This is a genomic window from Sphingomonas sp. EU05-FHT14C10, from assembly GCF_058790595.1.
The window spans coordinates 45,510-63,416 of the sequence record NZ_JBYTEN010000022.1 but is presented as its reverse complement, the minus strand read 5'-3'; the positions used below and the strand labels follow the sequence as shown (position 1 = coordinate 63,416).

The window sequence follows — 17,907 nt, the reverse complement described above, 5'->3', positions numbered from 1 at the left end:
TGCTTCACCTGCGCTGATGCGCGACAACAATGATCGGTCTCTGGTTGCCGCTGGATGAAAGCCGGGGGTCACGTCACGCCTTCGCCGCAGTGTAGAGCAACCGAAGCGAGATGGAGAAGACGTCCATGGCTGCGGCTTTCTAACGAAAGCTGACACAGCGCGTCTGGAGTGATGATGCGTTCGCCGCGCAGGTGGAGAGCGCCCCCCGTCGCTGCGCTCAGAATCGTGGTGCAGCGCCGTGACCGTCGGCCTGCCCCCTAGAAGTTATCATCGACCTGTCGCGCGCCGCAGCGAAGGCACTCGCAATCATCGTAGAGCATGCTCTTGGCTTCGCGCGCGTGGCGGGGATGGCCTGCGCTCGCGCGCAGCATCCGCCTGATCCATCGCAGGATGGTCGTGACTGCCTCCCTTTCGGGAGCGAAATAGATCCGTTAACTGCCCATGTGAAGTTAGTTGTGCAACTACAGCATACGAGGTTTGTTGTTTGAGTTGCGCGGCGTTGGCATTGTCATGAAATGGAGAAAAGGACGTGCGCATCCAGTTGGTGATCAGCCCGACTGAGATCGAGGCTCTCAACGCATGGCGACAGGCGCACCAGATCGGGTCGCGCTCCGAAGCCATTCGCCGCCTCATCGCCGAAGGCGTCGCAGCCAAGAAAAGCGAAAAGCCGAAGAGCTGATCAGCCTCGAAGGCGGTGACGATATTGGTTTTCGGATAACTATGACCGTTATGCACGATGGGTCGATTACCAGCTGGTTGCGGACTTATAGATTTTCAGAAGCGGCCAATCGAAACCTACCGTTCCATACGGAACCTTCGCCCATAAGAAATTAGCGAATCTCAAACAAATCGCCCTGCCCCAATCGAGCCTGGAGTCCATCCAGCTCGCGTTTCGCGCTGCCGTCGCCAAGCAAGGCCCAGCGCCAGAAGTCGGTCGTCGCAGCGATTGTGAGCTCTTTGACGCGCGGATCGGTTTTCGCGGCGCGCCGGCGCAGGTTGTCCTGCCCGTTATAGTCCATATGCGTCGCGCCCGAGAGCACGAGCAGATATTTGCCGCCCACCGGCATGGCGCGGAAGGGGCGCTGGCGATCGGCTGCGCTGATCTGCGGCGTGACCGGCGCTGTGTCGGCTGTTCCCGTCACGCTCAGCACCGGAATCGCGATCGCGCCGAAGGCGTCGCTGTCCGATCCGCGCATCGGCGGCGCCGGGCTGAATGCGATCGCCGCCTTCACGCGCGCGTCGGCAAACCCCTTGCCGAAACCGCCTGCATAATGCTGGCCGGCGATCGCCAGAGTCGTATGCGCGCCGAAACTGTGGCCCGACATACCGATCCGCGTCAGATCGAAGCGCGTGAGATCGCAGGCGCCCTCGCGCTTGCGCCGGGACAACTCGTCGATCACGAAGTGCACATCCCCGACACGTGCGGCGAGCTGGGTGGGCGACATCGCCGCCAGCAGCGCGCCACCGGCGATGATCGAGCGATCACTGCCGGGATGCTGGATGTTGATCACCACGATCCCGGCCTGCGCCCATGCATCGACCCAATTGGTCCCCGAATCGAGCGACCCGCCAAGACCATGGCTGAACAGCACCACTGGCACTTTTCCAATACCGTCGGGCATGCGGATGCGCACCGGAACGGCGCGATTGTCGCGCGACGCATCGATCCAGCTCGCCTCGCATAGCTGTCCTGCAAAAGCAGGCGCGGAGACAAGAAGAAGGAGCGACGCCGGGATGAGAACTCTGCTCATTGCGCCTTCTCCAGATCGCCCGGCGCAGCGAACATCGCGCGCCATGCCGTTCGCCAATCCCGCGCGCGCGCCACCTCATGCGCCATCGCAACCCATTCGCGCAACGCGATGCGGACCGGGTTGGCCGTCGACACGCGATTGGCAAGGCCGTAGCGGATCGGCTCGTCGGCGCGCTCAACGCCGAGCGTGCCGAACAGACGGTCGAAGATAATGAGCACGCCGCCATAGTTGCGATCGAGATAAGGTTCATTGGAGGCATGGTGCAGCCGATGATGCGCCGGCGTGTTGAACAGCCACTCCAACGGCCCCAGCCGCCCGACCGCCTCGGTATGCAGAAAGAACTGGTAGCGCAGATTGATCGCCAGCAGCGCGATCACCATGCGCGGATCGAAACCCACGAACACCAACGGCACATAAAAAATCCAGCCCGCCGAGAGCAGATTGGTCCAGCCCAGCCGCAGCGAAGAAAGCAGCGTCATCTGAGTCGCCGAATGATGCACCGAATGCGTCGCCCACATCCAGCGAACGCGATGGCTGGCGCGGTGGAACCAGTAATAGGCGAGTTCGAGCGCCAGGAAACCCGCCGCCCAGCTCCACCGGTCGCCGATCGGCCAGTGGACGGGCGCAATGCGCGCCGCCCAGGCGAAGATCGTCCCGACGACGGCGGCATTGAGCAGCGCAAAGGGAATCCCGCCGATGACGATGCCGAAGGTAGTCAGCGCGGTTTTGCTATCATAGCCTCGCCGGCTCGCAACACGCCAGCAAAGTTCGGCGGCGATCAGCATCGCCATCATGCCCAGCCAGATCGGCGAACGCGTGAGCAGCATCGTCAGCGCCCGTTGCCGCGCATTGCGGATACGGTGGTGCGCGCCACCGCAAGTTCGTTGCGATCGACCTTGCCGTCATGGTTGGCGTCGGCGAGGTCGAAAGCCTGTGCGGGCGCGGCGGCGAGCTCGGCACGGGTGACCTTACCGTCATGGTTCGCATCGGCCTGCGCGATCAGGGCGTCGATCCGGCCGGTCGCCTGCGGACGAAAGCTGGCAAGGCGCGCGAAATCGGATTTGTCGATCACGCCGTCGCCGTTGCGGTCCATCTTGTCGAAACGCGCATTGCGGGCGGCGACGAATTCGGCGCGCGTCACGACGCCGTCATGGTTGGCGTCGGCGCTTTCAAAGAGCTGCATGCCGTCGCTACCGCCGAAGCGCTGGGCCATGGCCGGCGAAAATGCGCAGAGCGCCGCGAAGGGCAGGAAAAGATAGGCAGGCTTCATCGGATCATCCTTGATGGGGGCGGCCGGTCGCCCAGGAGGAACTGCGACCGGCCACGGGCGCCGTTTTCCGTTCAATGCGGAGTGCGGTCAGTGGATACGGTGCCCGAAACAGTATGCGACTGGCCGTCGGCGCCGGTCCGCGTGGTCGAGAAGCTGCCCGAGCCATCGCCGTTGTTGGTCGCAGTCGTCGATCGGCCGAAGGTCGTGCCGTTGTTGGTGGTGTGCGTCGCACCGCCCGAATAGCTGCCATTGCCCCAATTGGCCGCGCGGGTCGAACTGATGCCCTGACCGCCATTGGTTTGGAAATTGCGCGAAGCCGACGTGCTGCCCTGCTGGCGATTGACCGAGCGCGCGCTGGTATAGCCGCGCCCGCCGGCACCCTGCACGCTCACGAAGCGCGAGCGGGCCTCGGCCGGTGCCACGACCGCCAGGCTTGTGGCAAACGTAGCCGCAACGGCGGCGAATGCGACGAAGGTCTTGTGCATGACTATTCCTCATGAGCGGTTCTGGCGACGACACGATGCCGCTGATCCTTCCTCTAAAGCCGCAGCGTAAGCCCAGTGCGGCAGCAAGGTGACATCGCGTAACGAAGTGTAACGCTGGGCCGTCGCGATATTCCGCGCCGCCACGCATTGCGGCACAAGCGCTTCATGGAAACGAGCTTCATCGCCGTCGTCGAGGATGACAATGAGATCAGGGCTCTGGTTACCGCGCTCCTTACGCGCGAAGGGTTCGATACGGCAGGCTGTCGCAACACCGCCGAGTTCGATCGACTGATCGAGCGCCAACGCGTCGACCTCGCCATTCTCGATCTGATGCTGCCGGGCGAGGACGGGCTGTCGCTCTGCCGTCGCATCCGCGCGCGCGGCGATCTCCCCGTGCTTATGGTCACCGCCAAGGGCGATGACGTCGATCGCATCGTCGGGCTGGAAATCGGCGCGGACGATTATCTGCCCAAGCCTTTCAACCCACGCGAACTGATTGCGCGCGTCCGCGCGATCCTGCGCCGCACGCGCGATGCCGATCGCGTGGCGGCCCGTGGCGTTTCCGAACGCCATGGCTTTGCAGGCTGGATGCTGGACGTCGGCGCGCGCGCGCTGACCGCGCCAAACGGCGAGGCCGTCGATCTTACGGGCGGCGAATTCGATCTGCTCGTGGCCTTCGTCACGCATCCCCAGCGCGTCCTCAATCGAGACCAGTTGCTCGACTGGACGCGCGGGCGCAGCGCCGGGCCATTCGATCGCGCGATCGACGTCCAGCTGGGGCGGCTACGGCGCAAGCTCGCTGCCCAGTCCGGCGGCGAGACGCTGATCAAGACGGTGCGCGGCGGCGGCTATCTGCTGACAGTCCCGGGCGAACGGATCGGATCATGACGCTGGGTTCGAACTTGTCACTGCGCATCAGCGCGATATTGCTGGGCGGCTTCGTGATATTCCAGGCGCTGATCTGGGGGCTGCTTTCGCTGCCGTCGCGTGGCGACGAGAATCGGCCCTACAACCTTCCTCTTCCCGCCCAGGCCCGGATCATGGCCGAGACGCTGGAGCAAGAGCCGGCGGCGCGGCGCGCGATGCTGCTCGATACGATGAACGGATCGCTTTACACGCTGCGCCTGACGCGCGATCCGCAGACGCGCCCGGACAGCGACGATCTGGCCGATCTGCGGGCCCGCTACGTCGCAGCGATGCCAGGCCGCATCATCGGGCTGAGCGGCCGGCGTCCACTACTCGGACGCTTCGTCGGCGCACGCCCATGGCCCGGCCGCTTCTTCGCGCCTATCACGCTTACGATCTCGCTTGCCGACGGCAGCCGCCTGCTGATCGACAGCCGCCCTTCGAGCGTGGTCCGCACCTATCTGCGTCAGCGCGCCTTTCTGGGAGCAACGAGCGGCCTGCTGCTTTTGGCGATTCTCGCTTTCGCCGTGCGCCAGACGACGCGCCCCCTCGTCAGACTATCGCGCGGCGTGCGCAGCTTCGCGACCGATCTCCAGACGCCTGACCTGCCGCTCCAGGGCTCGCGCGAACTGCGCGACCTGTCGGCCGCCTTCAACGAGATGAAAGCGCGGATCGGGGCGCTGATGGCCGAGCGGACGCGGATGCTCGCGGGGATCGCGCATGACATGCGCACTTATCTCACCCGGCTTCGCCTGCGCGCTGAATTCATCGACGATCCAGACCAGCGCGCACGCGCGACCCGCGATCTGGATGAAATGTCTGCCCTGCTCGACGATACCCTGCTGTTCGCCAGCCGCGACGCCGCCGATCCGCCACCGCCGGCTATGATCGATGTCGCACAGGCGCTGGGCGCGGTCGCGGCGATCCGCGCCGAAACCGGCGCTGCCGTGACGCTCGAGCCACCTCCACCCGGGTTATGGATCAGAGCGGTGCCGATCGCATTTCGGCGGATCATCGACAATCTCATCGACAACGGCCTGCGGCACGGCAAAAATGTCCGCCTTGCAGCCGGAGCCGACGCCGACGGGAGAAGTGTCGTGGTACGGGTCATCGATGACGGTCCGGGCGTCCCCGCCGCAGCGCTGGTCCGACTGGGCGAGCCGTTTGGGCGCGTCGATCCTTCGCGCGACCGGACGACGGGTGGTGCAGGGCTTGGGCTTGCCATAGTCAAGGCGCTGGCGGAGCGCGATGGAGCCAAAGTCCAGTTCGCAAACGGCGCACATGGCGGCTTCTCTGCACTGGTCGTGTATCCCGGGATCTTGCCGACAAACGACTGCACGTGACGCGATCAGGTTGGGGCCTTCTCTGCGGAATGGTTACACCAAACCATTGCAACGGAGAATCACAATACTGATCGCGGCTGCCGGATCGGCAATTCTAACGCCTCAATGATTTGGGTCATACACGTATGTAGGTCCCTCAATTTTTAGCTGCTTATAGAGGCTCAGCCCCCTTCTGAGGCTGATCGACTCTGCCTTGCTGATATGACGGCCGACCCCCGAAATCAGAGGCTCTATTATAATAGCATTTATAATAGTCGGAAATCGGCAATCTCGAAACGCATTTTTCTTATAAATCAATGCGTTAATGGTGCCCCATACAGGACCAATCTGACGAATACGAGTCGCCGTGCGTGCTACCCTAGCGCCGCAGTTCGCCGTCATCCAACGCTGGCGGCCGCCCAAACCTGCCCTTAGCCCTAGGCGGTGCAGCAGAGGTCTTGCGGACCCTCGGCCAGCAGCATGGCACCGGCGCCTCGGGCGAGCGCACGAACCTTTGCGCGTCCCTACGATTCAGGCGTCAGGATGAGGACGTTTGATGCGACCATGAAGAGCGTCAGCGCGAAATTGAGAATGCCGAGAACGGCGGTGAAACGGCGTGCGTCACGCATGATCGGCATCAGGACGAATGGCAACAAGGCGGACGCTGCGAGCAGGCCATATTGAAAGGGGATCATCCAACCTGGCGGGGGCTCGAAGCCATAAGTCAAATTGTCCATCATCGGACCCGCGAGGAGCGAGCCGATCCACGGCAGGAGCAGCACCGCCAGCAGCGGCAGCCGTAGCATTCTCAAGCTGGAGCACGCCGTCGGCATAAAGATATTCGAGCGCTCCCCGCGCCGGTGTCACGATGACCATCGCCGGCGTTATATTCCTCCGCGGAGTCCGCACGTCCCCACCGTCGCCCGGTCCCGGCGTTAGTTCGTTGGCAAAAACAGCTGCAATCGCGCGAGATTCGTCGTGAAATAATCGCGGAACCTGTAACCGGGACCGTCATGCCGTCGAACTCATCTCGGATCACCTCAGGGTCCGAACAAATGGGAGACGGATATATGTTGCGCGTTGGTTTTCGTTCTTTAGCAGCTGCGTTGCTTGTAGTTGCTGCGCCGTCGGCTTTCCTGTCCTCGACCGCTGTGCACGCGACCGTGCCAGGTTCAACCTCGGCCGTGAACGTCGACCAAGATGGCCTCGCGATGCGCGGTTATGATCCTGTCGCCTATTTTGACACCGGCAAGCCGACGAAGGGACTCGCCAGCCTCGACGCGAGCTTTGACGGAGCCCGTTATCTTTTCGCGAGTGAGGAGCACCGCCAGCAGTTCATGGCCGATCCAGCAAAATATGTGCCGCAATTTGGCGGTTTCTGCGCGATCGGAACTTCCTTTGGCGAAAAGGTCGATGCCGATCCAGAGACCGGCCGCGTGGTCAACGGCAGGCTCTATGTGAATTTCAATGAGAAGGCGCAGGCGCTGTTCGATAAGGACGTGCCGGGCACCATCCAGCGCGCTGAGCAGAACTGGCCCACGGTGAAAGACAAGGCGCAGTGAGCAGGCGAGGCATCGTCTCGCTTTCAATTGGCCAGTGCGTGCTCACCTTGACGTTGCTCGGGGTTGGCGGGGTTCCGGCGAACGCCGGGCAAAGGCCGAACCCCGCCGGACCAGCGTCATTCCCGGCGCTGGTCGCGGACAAGGGCCGGGCAATCAAGCTACAGTCGCTCCGCGGCCATACCGTCATCGTCAATTTCTGGGCGAGTTGGTGCGTACCCTGTCGGGCAGAGCTGGCGAGTCTCGAACGGCTTGCTGCAGCGCGGTCAGGCAAACTGATCGTGATCGCCGCCTCGGTCGACGAGGATCCTCGCATGGGCAAGGCTGCCTTCGGCAACACCCGTCCGCACCTGCGCCTGGCGTTCGCTTCTCTTGCGGCCGTCCAGAACTACGGCGCACTCGGGATGCCATATTCCGTTATCCTCGACGCGAAGGGCGCAGAAGTTCAGCGGATCACGCGCTCCATCGATTGGACTGGCTCCGAGGCGACCAAGATCATTGCACGCGCGCAATGAACGCAACCGATCCGGATATCGGATCGCGTAGGCTCCCGGCGCACAGAGAGTGCAATCGAGGCGAATGAAAGATGGCCATGCCTTGGTCGAGCGAACTTACCGAGATCGGGCTATCGCTGACCCCGTATCTCATCCTGTTCGGCACCATTTGCACCTTCGTCATGGGATATGCCATCCAGCGCGGGAGCACCTGCCTCGTTGCAGCAATCGAGGAGCTGCTTCACATGCGACGAGGCTCTCGCCTCGTCGCAATCGCCGAAGCATCGATCTGGGTTGCGGGTGGGATGGCGATTGCGCGGCTTGCAGGTTTCGCGGTGACCGTACCACAACCTTCAACGACGGTGGCCTGGGCAATCGCCGGAGGGCTTTTGTTCGGAGCGGGCGCTTGCGTGAACGGCGCCTGCGCGTTTGGTACTGTCGCGCGGCTGGGCTCGGGGCAATGGGCCTATGCCTTCACCCCGATAGGAATCCTCGCAGGCGATATCGCGTTCGTTCATCTGCACCGGATGATGGCGGCGGGCATGTTCAGTGCCTCGACTGGCCTGATCGAGCACGGTTGGCTGCTGGCGTCGATCATCGGGCTGCTTGCATGGCGTGCTCTTGGCGTCGGAGGAGCACTCGCCAGACGTCCGCTGGTCGCACACCCATCGACCGCGCACCTTGCCACGATCGGAATTGCCCTGACCTTCCTCGCGATGTTTTTGACGGTCGGCCCCTGGGCGTACACGGACGTTATTGCGGATATCGCACGCAACGGCGGCAGCACCCGTGACGGAAGGTGGATATTGATCGCCAGCCTTTTCGCTGGTGCGGTCTTCGGCGGGTGGCATGGTGGCCGGCTCCGCCTGCAATCGCCGAGCGTGAGAACCGCCCTGCGCTGCCTCGTCGGGGGCGCCTTGATGGGCTGGGGAGCCGATTTGATTCCCGGCGGCAACGACGGCTTGCTGCTGATCGGTATGCCCCTCCTGCGCCCTTATGCCTGGATCGCGGCGGCAGCCATGGCGGCGGCGATACTGGTCCTCCTCACTATTTCGCGGCGTTCGCACAGCGGTATCGCTGCGGGGTGACGTCTTGGTCCGTCACGCGCCACACGCAAAATCGTCATCCTCCAGAGCCGTAGCCGTAACCGGAAGAAGCGCGCGGTCGAATATCTGATTGAGCGCGCCGAATGTGAGAGCGCTTAGTTTAAGAGAGGAATGTCAAATGCTTGTGCGCGACGTACTCAATAACAAATCGAGCAATGTTCATCAGATCATCATGACGGCAACACTATCGGCGGCCGCAGGTCTCATGTCCTCCTCCGGCATCGGCGCGCTCGTCGTCGAAGACGCCGCCGGCAACATGAACGGTCTGATATCGGAGCGCGAACTCACCGCCGCTGTCGCCCGGTGGGGCAGCGATGCTCCGCACCGTAAGGTGCAGGACATCATGGTCAAGGAACCACTGGCGGTGCGTTCGACGGACACGCTAAACGTTGTCACGACGGCCATGACGCATCTGCGCGCGAGGCACGCGCTCGTGATCGACGAGGACAAGCTGGTCGGGATTCTCAGCATCGGCGATGTGCTGAAGTTTCGTCTCGACGAGAAAATCCAGGAGAACCTCGTTCTTCAGGATATCGCGCGTTGGCGCACTGCGGCCTGACGGCGCGTGGCCTGTGACCGCTGTCGACAAGAGCCCCCCGAGCGGCTCGCCAATGAGCCAGCGCTGCTTCGGATCAGCCGCGCGTCCACAATTCTCGCCGATCCAGTCGAGTTTACCGGACCGCGCCGCAGCGGCCTTGGCCGAGTTGCTGCCAGTTCTGGGGTGCGGTGAGGAGGCGGCCGGACTCGCGTTCGGCAGCCTCGCCGATTCGGGGATAGCAGACGTCGCGGGCATTGCGGCGCTCAGGTTGATCGCCGACGAAGAACGGGTTCATGATGGTTTGATCGCTTCACTTATGGCAGGGTTGCCCCCGCCGCCCGACGCAACGCGGTTGCGCACCATTTCGAGGCGCTTCCATCTCGAGCTCGGCCGCGGCGATCATATCATGCGGCTGGCGCGGATCACGGCACTCGATTCCGCAGTCTGCCTCATATTGTCGCGATTGCTGCGCCCGGGCACTCCGTTATCGGCCGATCCGGTGATCACCGGCATATTACGCCGCATTGCACGCGACGAAGCGGGCCATGTCCGGCTCACGCGACATCTCGTATGTGATCGAGCTGACGAAGCTACGCTCGTTTGCGTCGGCGTGCATGTTCGCGAAGCCCTCGCCGTCCTGCTCGAGCAAGCTGGCGATGCGTTCGAGGCGCTTGCTTTCGATCCACGCTGGCTACGCGCCGATCTCGCGCGAATCCCTGCCGGCCTGTATCGCTGATGGATCGGCTCGTTCCGCCGGAAACCTGGTTTTCTCACCGGGTAGCTGCGGTGCTTGGAACCGGCATCGCGCTCCCGGGCCCGGCGGTCGCGACAGAACGCCTGCTGGATCAGGCTGGCCTTGAAGGACGCCAGCGGTCGCTTGCGAAAACCGTTGCCGATCGTCTCGGCATTCGAACGCGCCATGTCGGCCGAAGCTGGTCGGCGCGTATAGACGCGCTTTGCGAAGGCGCGGACAATCCGACGCTCGCCGCGCGGGCCGTTGGCGCGGCGTTGAACGACGCGGGCCTCCAGGTAAGCGATCTCGGCTATCTGATCGGCCACACAGCGACGCCGGCGCAACCTCTACCCGGCAATATCACCTTCGTTGCCGACCGGCTGGGGTATCGCGGGCCACATGTCGAGCTGCGCCAGGCATGTACCGGCTTCGCTAATGCGCTGATGATCGCCATGGGCCTGCTGTCTGCCCCAAATGCCCGGCCCGTCGCAATTGTCGGTTCGGAGACCGGGTCCGTATTCCTCGACCTTACGGCGCTCGCCGATGAAGCTGGCCAGATAGTGAACCTCGTCCAGATGGGCGACGGCGCCGGAGCGATTGTCCTTGGACCGCCAGCGCCTGGTGCCGATCGTCTGAGTGCCGCCTGGTTCGGCACGATCGGGCTCGATCGCAGTCCCGGCCTGCAGATGCGCAACGGCGGCTCGGCCGCGCCCGGCAACAATAGTCGGGGACCACTCGGCTTCGAGCATGACTTCTCGGCCGTGCTACGCGGCGGTGCCGAGCTCTTCGAAGCGGGCATCGCAGCGGCGATTAGCCAAGGGCTCGCGCTTGGCGACGTGGACTGGATCATTCCCCATCAGGCTAGCGGCAAGGTCGGCACGCTTCTGGCGCGCCATCTTGGGCAACCCGAGGAGCGCTTCTTCGTCAATGCCGATCGCCTTGGTAACACGGGATCGGCCGCGATCTGGATCGCGCTTGCCGAATTGAGGGCGAGAGGACTGCCGCGCGGCACCCGAACGCTCGCGCTTGGTGCGGAAGCGACGAAGTACATGTTCGGAGGCTTCGTCCATGAAAGCGCGTGAGGCACCCCTGATTTCTGTCCGCGGGCTTGGAAGGCGTTTCGGCACGCGCTGGGTCGTGCGCGACCTGAGCTTCGTCTTGATGCCCGGCGTTATTCTCGGCCTTGTTGGCGCCAATGGCGGCGGGAAGACCACGACGCTCCGGATGCTCGCGGGCCTGACCCGGCCAAACGAGGGCGAAGGCAGCGTGTGGGGACGCGACATCTATCGCCTCGATCGCCAGGCGCGCCGCGACATCGGCTATATGAGCCAGCGCCTGTCGCTCTATCCCGAACTGACGGTGCGCGAGAATCTTGCCTTTCGGGGAGCCTTGCTACCCCCGCCTTCGCGGCCGACGATTGATCTCGCGATCGAGCGATACGGATTGAGTGAGGTTCTCGACACGCGGTTTGACCTATTGTCCGGCGGCTGGGCACGGCGCGCGCAATTCGCCGCGGTGACACTCCACAGTCCTCGGATCCTCTTGCTGGACGAACCGACGGCTGGCCTCGACGTCCTCACCCGTCAAACGATCTGGCATTGGCTGAGCGAGTTCGCCGACGCCGGCCATGGCGTCATCATCAGCACGCACGATCTCGCCGAGGCGGAGCGCTGCGCGTATATCCTACATTATGCCGATGGCAGGGTGAATGGGCCGATGCCGCCGGCGGCGCTTGTCGTCGAGGCCGGCGCGGCGAGTCTTGAGGACGCGGTGATCCGCCTCGCGACGCGCAGATGAGAGCAAGCCTGCGTGCCACGATCGCGGTCTCGAGAGTCGAGCTGTTGCGCCTGTTGCGCTCGCCGACCAGTTTCACGCTGCTGCTGCTCGTCCCCGCGCTGCAAATCCTGCTGTTCGGTTATGCCATCCGGCCGACGTCAGCCGCCGTCGCGGTTGCGATTGCCGGTCCTCCGGCAGGCCAGGCCGATATCGCGCGCCTCGCCAGGGACGCGCACCTCACGCTTGTGGCGCAGAACCTTCGACCTGGCGGCGCGCGTGCCATGGTGGAGGCAGGCAAAGCCTCGATCGGGATCGAGCTTCCTATCGAGCCATTCGCGCCCGTGCGGGCGGTCATCGACGCGAGCGATCCCAATCTGACCGCCGTCGCGGAGCAAAAGGTCAGCGCCATCTATTGGCAGGCTCTCGCAGAGCGGAATGAGGTCGCCGACATTGGCCCCCGGTTACAGATCGATCGCTTGTTTAACCTCGACGCGCGCCCCGATTGGGCGTTCCTGCCAGCACTGGCAGGGACGATCATCATGATCAGCATGCTTATGTTGGGAACGCTGAGCATGGCGCGCGAGCGGGAGACCGGCACGTGGGAAACGCTCGCTTCGCTCCCTGTTGGCCGCGTGGCTCTTCTCGCCGGAAAAACGCTCCCGCTGGCTTTGGTGGGGACCGCGCAGGGGGTGATTGTGGTGGGGCTCAGCATCCTGCTGTTCGATCTGCCGGTTCGCGGCAGTATCGCAGCCTTGCTCGTTCTATTCCCGATCTTCGCATCCGCCCATCTAATCCTTGGCCAGGCCCTTGCCGCCCGTGCGCGGACCCAACTCGCCGCATTACAAGGCGCAATCGCATTCTATCTGCCGGCGATGTTGCTGTCGGGATTCCTCTATCCGTTTTCGACCTTGCCGGTCTGGGCGCAGTGGTTGGGTAATCTGTTTCCCCTGACCCATCTCATCCGGGCGGCGCGCGAAGCGACATTGCGCGGGGGCGACGCCGGTGCCGTCCTTCTTCAAGGCGCATCAATCGTCATGTTCCTTGCCGTCACCCTGCTGGCGGCACTCGCCCAATATCGGTCAAGGCTCGATTGAACCCGGATTGTAACGATGGCGCAGCCGCCATCGAACTATCGAATGGACCTGCGGGCCATACCTATTCAGACCACGAACTCTACGAGGTTACGATGCGGCGCTTCTTCCTGACTGCCAGCTTATTCTCCGCAGCGATTGCGGCCGCGCCAGCGCAAGCTGCGGAGTTCCGCGATTTCGACCAGGTGGCCTTTGCTGCGGCACAGGCGCAGGGCCGCCCCATTCTGCTCGACGTTCATGCCTGGTGGTGTCCGGTTTGCGCCTCGCAAAACCGCACGATCAAACAGACCGCGATGGCGTCCGCCTATAACAGACTGATCGTTTTTCGGATCAACTACGACAAGCAAAAGCCGGTTTGGCAAAGCTTCGGTGTTCGCAAACAAGCGACTCTGATTGCCTTTCGCGGGCGGCAGGAGGTTGGCCGGATTCAATACATGACCAACAAGGACAAGATCAATGCGCTGCTGGCGTCGACTCTTCACTGATCTCGGCGGTGCCCGGACCGCGATGTCGTTCGGCCTGTAACCAGCGCAAGGGCTGCCCCGAAATCTAACAAAGCCGAGGCGTTCGCGCCGTGATCCATTTGCTCCGGCGCCCAGTCATGGTCGCGATGTCCAGGGAGAAACGACGATGAGCAACGCATTGAACCCGGTGCTCGCCTATGCGGCGGGCGCCCTTACCATCCTTTCTCCCTGCGTACTGCCGCTGGTGCCGATCGTTCTGGGAAGTGCCGCGCAACGGCACCGCTTCGGCCCGCTCGCGCTCGCTACCGGACTCGTAATCTCTTTCTCGCTCACCGGCTTCGCCTTGGCGACCGTCGGCGAGGCGGCCGGCATCGACAGCGATACGGTTCGGCTGATCGGCGCGATCGTGCTCATCTTGATCGGTCTCGCGCTGATCATCCCATATTTTCAGCGATTGTCGGAGCGCCTGGCGTCGCCGCTGGCGGGCTGGGCGGGCGAACGCCAAGCCGGACTTGAGAAATACGGCCTCTGGGGGCAAGCCGGAATCGGAGCCCTACTTGGACTCGTTTGGAGTCCGTGCGTCGGGCCGACGCTGGGTGCAGCGACCATTCTTGCATCCCAGGGACAGAATCTTGCAGGCGTTGCCATCGTGATGGCGGCCTTCGGCCTCGGTATCGCTTCGGTATTACTCGTGCTTGCGCTTGCCGCACGGAGCGTGCTCGCGAAGTGGCGCGGCAAGCTGATGAGCGCGGGCAACAGCGGGAAGAAAGCACTGGGAGTGCTCGTCATGGCGGTTGGGCTGCTGATCATCACAGGCACCGACCGCCTCGTCGAGGGAGCCATTCTCACCGCTTCGCCCGACTGGCTGACCGATCTCACGACGTCCATCTGACGCTGAAGGTTAGCCCGATCCGAGAGTGTGCCTCGATCAACCCCAGCGCCTACGCCTATCGGCTCGACGATCCCAATGCGCGCAGCATCGCCAGCTCCTGAAGGGCCGATGTCAAATCGAATTCCGGATCGTCGTCCAATGCCCGGCTCCAAGATGATCCTAGTGGGACACCCTTGGTCAGCGCGATGAGGAATGTCGCTCGCGCCGCCTCGAAGCGGCTGACTAGCGCCTCGCCGTCCGCTGACCGTGAGACAAGAACGATCTCGTTACCCGGGCCAGGCGGAGTAGCTTTCAATTCCTCAAGGCTGTCAGGCTCCTGATGATCCATCCAGATTCGATAAATCGGAAAGGAGGTCGTGATGGTCGCCGCACACGGATGGAGGTTCACCACCAGCTCCATGAGCGCGTTCGGCGAAAGCAGCGTCAGCGCCCGCAGGTCGATTGCCGGCGCATCATCGGAGAAGGCTGCCCGGATCCGGGCCCATTCCAGTTCGGCGACATCGGCGAGATACGGCAATGTCGATGCGGGCTGATATGCCGAAAGGAATTCCGGGAAGCCGCGGCCATAAGCGGTCAGCCACGATTTGGTCGGCGGAGAATTGCTGACAAAGCAGCCCGCCGCCTCGACAAAAAAGGCATCTCCCACTAGCGCGCGGACCACCGGGAAACTCTGCTCAAGCGCTAAAACTAGCGAATTTCGGACGTTGCGAGCGTGAATGGCATAACCTCGAGTTGCCGTGGACGCGCTGAAGATGGGCGCGTCCGCAAACAGCCTTTCGGCAAAGCGTGACTGAAATTCAGCGAGGCGGCGGTCCGTCATCGCGCTGCCGTCCCGACAATCTTACTGGCGCGGTCTGCTTCCGCCAGCAGCGCGCCAAGCGGCGGCCAATTGCAATCACGCTCGATGATCGTCGGCCGGGGGCCAATGCGCGCGACGAGATCGGCGTAGAGCATCCACACACCCTCTCCGATGTCGCTGCCATGCGTATCGACCAGCAAGCCGCTACCGGCAGCATCCGACTCGTGGCCCGCAAGGTGGATTTCGCCGATTGATTCGAGCGGAACTTCCTCCAGCCAATCAAGCGGAGACCGACCCAGATTGCCGGATGAGACGATCAGATTGTTGAGATCGGCAAGTAATCCGCAGCCGGTCCGCTCGACGAGCCGCTTGAGAAAGGCGCCCTCGCTCATCGTCCCGCCCGGCACATCCAGATATGCGGAAGGATTTTCGATCAGGATGCTTCGGCCGAGTCGGCGCTGCGTGTATTCGACATTGCGCGAGACGACATCAAGCGCCTCCTCGCTCAACGGGAGCGGCAGGAGATCGTTGTAGTAGATTTCTCCAAGCCGGCACCATGCGAGGTGCTCCGAGATCTGGCACGCACCGACACCATCGACGAGCGCGGCGAGACGCTCAAGATGGTCCTCATCGACTGGCCCGGCCGAGCCGAGCGATAGCCCCACACCATGTACGCTGATGGGATAGCGGTCCGCGATCGCTATGAGCGAGCGATAACGGGGGCCAGAGCGATCAAAATAGTTCTCGGCATGAATCTCGAGCCAGTCGACGGCAGGGTCGTTCTCGGGATCGCTGAAAGCAGCATGATAGGGGCCGCGCAATCCGATCCCGACCCAGTCGATGCCTGGTGCCCGATGCATCAAGATTTTACGGGTCCGGTCGATCCTCCGGCGATCTTCTTACATGTCCCCGCCGGCACATAAATCCAGGCATCGGCTTGACGGTCGGCTTTGGACGTTCCGCCGCAGGCGTTCGCCGGCCCGAAACAGTCGTTTTCACCCGCCTTCACGATGCCATAGCATTTTTCGAATTTGTAGGTGGGCTTGGGCACGTTGACCTGGCCGTGCGCGGCATTCGCCGCCATGGTGACCGCGGCGAGAAGCCCGGCGGCACTGACGATAGTGGTTGCCTTGTTCATCGATTGTCTCCCGGTTGAGAAAGTCAGTAGAATGAGAAGCGGGCGCCTGTGAGGAACACCTGACCCGATTGCCGCAACCGATCAGCTGCGCTCACAGTGCTTGCGAACCGATAGAGATAGATGCCGGCGAAGAGTTTTACGTCCGTATGGAACTTCTGCCCCAACAGATCGTGATTGCGATCCAGCAGGTAGGACGCGCCGAGTTCACCGATGTCGACAGTATCGCGAGAGACGATCAGCGTTTGGCTGTCCGCTGTCGCGTGCTGATAATATCCGCCGAAGGTCCAGGGGCCACGCACGTAATCGGCGCTCGCGACAATTCCATAGGGTCTGGTTGCACGGCGCAGGCCGGCGGGCGCGCGCGCGACCCGGGACCAGCCATCATAGGTTCCGCTGATTCCGATCGAGACCGTGTCGCGGAACGTGGCGCTGATGCCCCCGCTCAATGAATCGGACCGCCGGAGCGGCGCGAGTGGAGTTGCGGGCGTGTCAGCAGTGGCGCGCGAATAGGTCCCACCGATCGAGAGATCGAGCAACTCGGTCCTGTGGTTCCAGACAAGCGCCGCCTGAACCACGTCACGGAATCGGCCCTCCGCCATCGAAGGGGCGATCGTGCCACTCTGTGCCGTGGTGCCATTGGCGACTTTGAAGCCCGAAGGCCGCACTGTTTCGGGCGTATACGAAACCGCGCCGTAGAACCCGCCCTTTGAGCGCGGCGAGAGATAGATGATCTTCGGCGACGCATCGCCGTAGAAACGTGCTGCATAGCCCAGGTAAGTGAGCGCATTGACCCGCGATCCCAATCCGCGGGGCAGGAAGCTGGTCGGCAAGCGCCCATTCGGATCGAGGCGCGCGCCCGATTCCGGGCCAAAGCCCGGCGTCGTGAATGCGATCTCGGAGGGAGTAAAGCCGACAAGGCTTTGCGGGAATCCTGCCCGCTCGCCGATCTCGATCCGCCCGAAGTCACCGATGACGAACAGGCTCACCTCCGGGACTGACAGTCGATACGACGAGGAGGTATTGCTTGCCAGCCCTTGCACATTGGCGACGCTGCGAAATGCAAGGACCGTCCCTCCAGTGGTGCGGTATTGGGGTGTGATCTCCGCTTCGGCCTCGGCTAGACCGCCCCCGCCCGCGTCGGGCTGGGCCGTGGCGTCAGCGAGAGTGCCGTTGGCATAGCCACTGACCTTCAGCGCGAACTGTCCGGGGGCAGCGGCTGCCTGCGCGTTTGCACTTGGTGGGACAAGAAAGCCCGCGCAGCCCGCCGCGACAAATCGCACAAGATGCGTGCGCCGACGATGCCGGCCCCGAAAGATACAGAAAACGCGCATGTTCGGATGTTCGGGACAACTGTCAAAAGGTTACAGAAGCCGACGAAAAGCGCTCGTTCGTTGCGCCACTTACGCCATTGACCTTCAACCGCCGAAGGGACCGCCGCCGTAACCAGATGCGTCATCACCGGGCACGATGCCGACACAGCGCGAGGCACGCCGACCTTGGACCAGCCAGCGGCACAAGTAAGTCTCGCCGAGCAGCGAAGGCCGATCGCCAGAAAATGGTTGCTCACGCCATCTGAAGTTGCG

General features: G+C 63.1%; 22 protein-coding genes. 13 read left to right on the top strand and 9 right to left on the bottom strand.

The window, feature by feature from the left end; genetic code table 11:
* Window positions 1–529: 529 nt before the first annotated feature.
* Entirely contained in the window at window positions 530–679 is a 150-nt protein-coding gene (locus AC3WT0_RS17125; RefSeq protein WP_492754646.1) for a hypothetical protein, read from the top strand.
* A 151-nt stretch (window positions 680–830) separates the two neighbouring features.
* Here AC3WT0_RS17125 and AC3WT0_RS17120 read toward each other — a convergent pair whose 3' ends face one another.
* From AC3WT0_RS17120 to AC3WT0_RS17105, 4 genes are all read right to left on the bottom strand, one after another.
* Window positions 831–1,751, bottom strand: coding sequence for an alpha/beta hydrolase family protein (locus AC3WT0_RS17120; RefSeq protein ID WP_492754645.1), 921 nt, complete (start codon window positions 1,749–1,751; stop codon window positions 831–833).
* Entirely contained in the window at window positions 1,748–2,578 is an 831-nt protein-coding gene (locus AC3WT0_RS17115) for a sterol desaturase family protein (RefSeq protein ID WP_492754644.1), read from the bottom strand. Before AC3WT0_RS17115 ends, AC3WT0_RS17120 begins: the two co-directional genes overlap by 4 nt.
* Window positions 2,579–2,580: 2 nt before the next feature.
* A complete protein-coding gene (locus AC3WT0_RS17110; protein ID WP_492754643.1) occupies window positions 2,581–3,021 on the bottom strand; it encodes an EF-hand domain-containing protein in 441 nt (146 codons plus the stop codon).
* 71 nt (window positions 3,022–3,092) lie between these two features.
* Entirely contained in the window at window positions 3,093–3,506 is a 414-nt protein-coding gene (locus AC3WT0_RS17105) for a hypothetical protein (protein ID WP_492754642.1), read from the bottom strand.
* 165 nt (window positions 3,507–3,671) lie between these two features.
* Here AC3WT0_RS17105 and AC3WT0_RS17100 point away from each other — a divergent pair, with 165 nt between their 5' ends.
* Window positions 3,672–4,394 carry a response regulator gene (locus tag AC3WT0_RS17100; RefSeq protein WP_492754641.1) on the top strand — a complete coding sequence of 241 codons (723 nt, stop codon included), beginning with the start codon at window positions 3,672–3,674 and terminating at the stop codon, window positions 4,392–4,394.
* Entirely contained in the window at window positions 4,391–5,755 is a 1,365-nt protein-coding gene (locus AC3WT0_RS17095; RefSeq protein WP_492754640.1) for an ATP-binding protein, read from the top strand. The genes AC3WT0_RS17100 and AC3WT0_RS17095 overlap by 4 nt, the downstream gene beginning before the upstream one ends.
* 503 nt (window positions 5,756–6,258) lie before the next feature.
* On the opposite strand, the gene AC3WT0_RS17090 is transcribed toward AC3WT0_RS17095, so the two are convergent.
* The gene (locus AC3WT0_RS17090; RefSeq protein WP_492754639.1) at window positions 6,259–6,546 is read right to left on the bottom strand and encodes a hypothetical protein; all 288 of its coding nucleotides are present in this window, start codon (window positions 6,544–6,546) and stop codon (window positions 6,259–6,261) included.
* A 258-nt stretch (window positions 6,547–6,804) separates the two neighbouring features.
* Between AC3WT0_RS17090 and AC3WT0_RS17085 the strand changes: the two genes are divergently transcribed.
* The 10 genes from AC3WT0_RS17085 (at window position 6,805) to AC3WT0_RS17040 (ending at window position 14,387) form a co-directional block, all read left to right on the top strand.
* On the top strand, window positions 6,805–7,296 hold the full coding sequence (locus tag AC3WT0_RS17085; RefSeq protein WP_492754638.1) for a YHS domain-containing (seleno)protein: 492 nt from the start codon (window positions 6,805–6,807) through the stop codon (window positions 7,294–7,296).
* Complete coding sequence (locus tag AC3WT0_RS17080) at window positions 7,293–7,808, top strand: TlpA family protein disulfide reductase (RefSeq protein WP_492754637.1); 516 nt, start codon at window positions 7,293–7,295, stop codon at window positions 7,806–7,808. Before AC3WT0_RS17085 ends, AC3WT0_RS17080 begins: the two co-directional genes overlap by 4 nt.
* A gap of 71 nt (window positions 7,809–7,879) precedes the next feature.
* Window positions 7,880–8,875: a YeeE/YedE thiosulfate transporter family protein gene (locus AC3WT0_RS17075; protein ID WP_492754636.1), complete on the top strand. Its 996-nt coding sequence runs from the start codon at window positions 7,880–7,882 to the stop codon at window positions 8,873–8,875.
* Between the two features lie 136 nt (window positions 8,876–9,011).
* Window positions 9,012–9,452 carry a CBS domain-containing protein gene (locus tag AC3WT0_RS17070; protein ID WP_230189403.1) on the top strand — a complete coding sequence of 147 codons (441 nt, stop codon included), beginning with the start codon at window positions 9,012–9,014 and terminating at the stop codon, window positions 9,450–9,452.
* Between the two features lie 136 nt (window positions 9,453–9,588).
* Window positions 9,589–10,167, top strand: a complete 579-nt coding sequence (locus tag AC3WT0_RS17065; RefSeq protein WP_294018297.1) for a 3-oxoacyl-ACP synthase — start codon at window positions 9,589–9,591, stop codon at window positions 10,165–10,167.
* Window positions 10,167–11,246, top strand: coding sequence for a 3-oxoacyl-ACP synthase III family protein (locus tag AC3WT0_RS17060; RefSeq protein ID WP_492754635.1), 1,080 nt, complete (start codon window positions 10,167–10,169; stop codon window positions 11,244–11,246). Before AC3WT0_RS17065 ends, AC3WT0_RS17060 begins: the two co-directional genes overlap by 1 nt.
* Complete coding sequence (locus tag AC3WT0_RS17055; RefSeq protein WP_230189400.1) at window positions 11,233–11,961, top strand: ABC transporter ATP-binding protein; 729 nt, start codon at window positions 11,233–11,235, stop codon at window positions 11,959–11,961. Before AC3WT0_RS17060 ends, AC3WT0_RS17055 begins: the two co-directional genes overlap by 14 nt.
* Entirely contained in the window at window positions 11,958–13,034 is a 1,077-nt protein-coding gene (locus AC3WT0_RS17050; protein WP_492754634.1) for an ABC transporter permease, read from the top strand. The genes AC3WT0_RS17055 and AC3WT0_RS17050 overlap by 4 nt, the downstream gene beginning before the upstream one ends.
* Before the next feature lie 92 nt (window positions 13,035–13,126).
* A complete protein-coding gene (locus AC3WT0_RS17045) occupies window positions 13,127–13,516 on the top strand; it encodes a thioredoxin family protein (RefSeq protein ID WP_492754633.1) in 390 nt (129 codons plus the stop codon).
* Window positions 13,517–13,661: 145 nt separating this feature from the next.
* Entirely contained in the window at window positions 13,662–14,387 is a 726-nt protein-coding gene (locus AC3WT0_RS17040; RefSeq protein WP_492754632.1) for a cytochrome c biogenesis CcdA family protein, read from the top strand.
* A 55-nt stretch (window positions 14,388–14,442) separates the two neighbouring features.
* Here the strand turns inward: AC3WT0_RS17040 and AC3WT0_RS17035 are convergent, their stop codons facing one another.
* From AC3WT0_RS17035 to AC3WT0_RS17020, 4 genes are read right to left on the bottom strand one after another with little or no spacing between them, the layout of a single operon-like run.
* A complete protein-coding gene (locus AC3WT0_RS17035) occupies window positions 14,443–15,207 on the bottom strand; it encodes an HvfC/BufC family peptide modification chaperone (protein WP_492754631.1) in 765 nt (254 codons plus the stop codon).
* Entirely contained in the window at window positions 15,204–16,046 is an 843-nt protein-coding gene (gene bufB, locus AC3WT0_RS17030; protein ID WP_492754649.1) for an MNIO family bufferin maturase, read from the bottom strand. Before bufB ends, AC3WT0_RS17035 begins: the two co-directional genes overlap by 4 nt.
* Complete coding sequence (locus AC3WT0_RS17025) at window positions 16,046–16,324, bottom strand: BufA1 family periplasmic bufferin-type metallophore (RefSeq protein WP_492754630.1); 279 nt, start codon at window positions 16,322–16,324, stop codon at window positions 16,046–16,048. The genes bufB and AC3WT0_RS17025 overlap by 1 nt, the downstream gene beginning before the upstream one ends.
* Before the next feature lie 23 nt (window positions 16,325–16,347).
* Window positions 16,348–17,604, bottom strand: a complete 1,257-nt coding sequence (locus tag AC3WT0_RS17020) for a hypothetical protein (RefSeq protein WP_492754629.1) — start codon at window positions 17,602–17,604, stop codon at window positions 16,348–16,350.
* Window positions 17,605–17,907 lie beyond the last annotated feature (303 nt).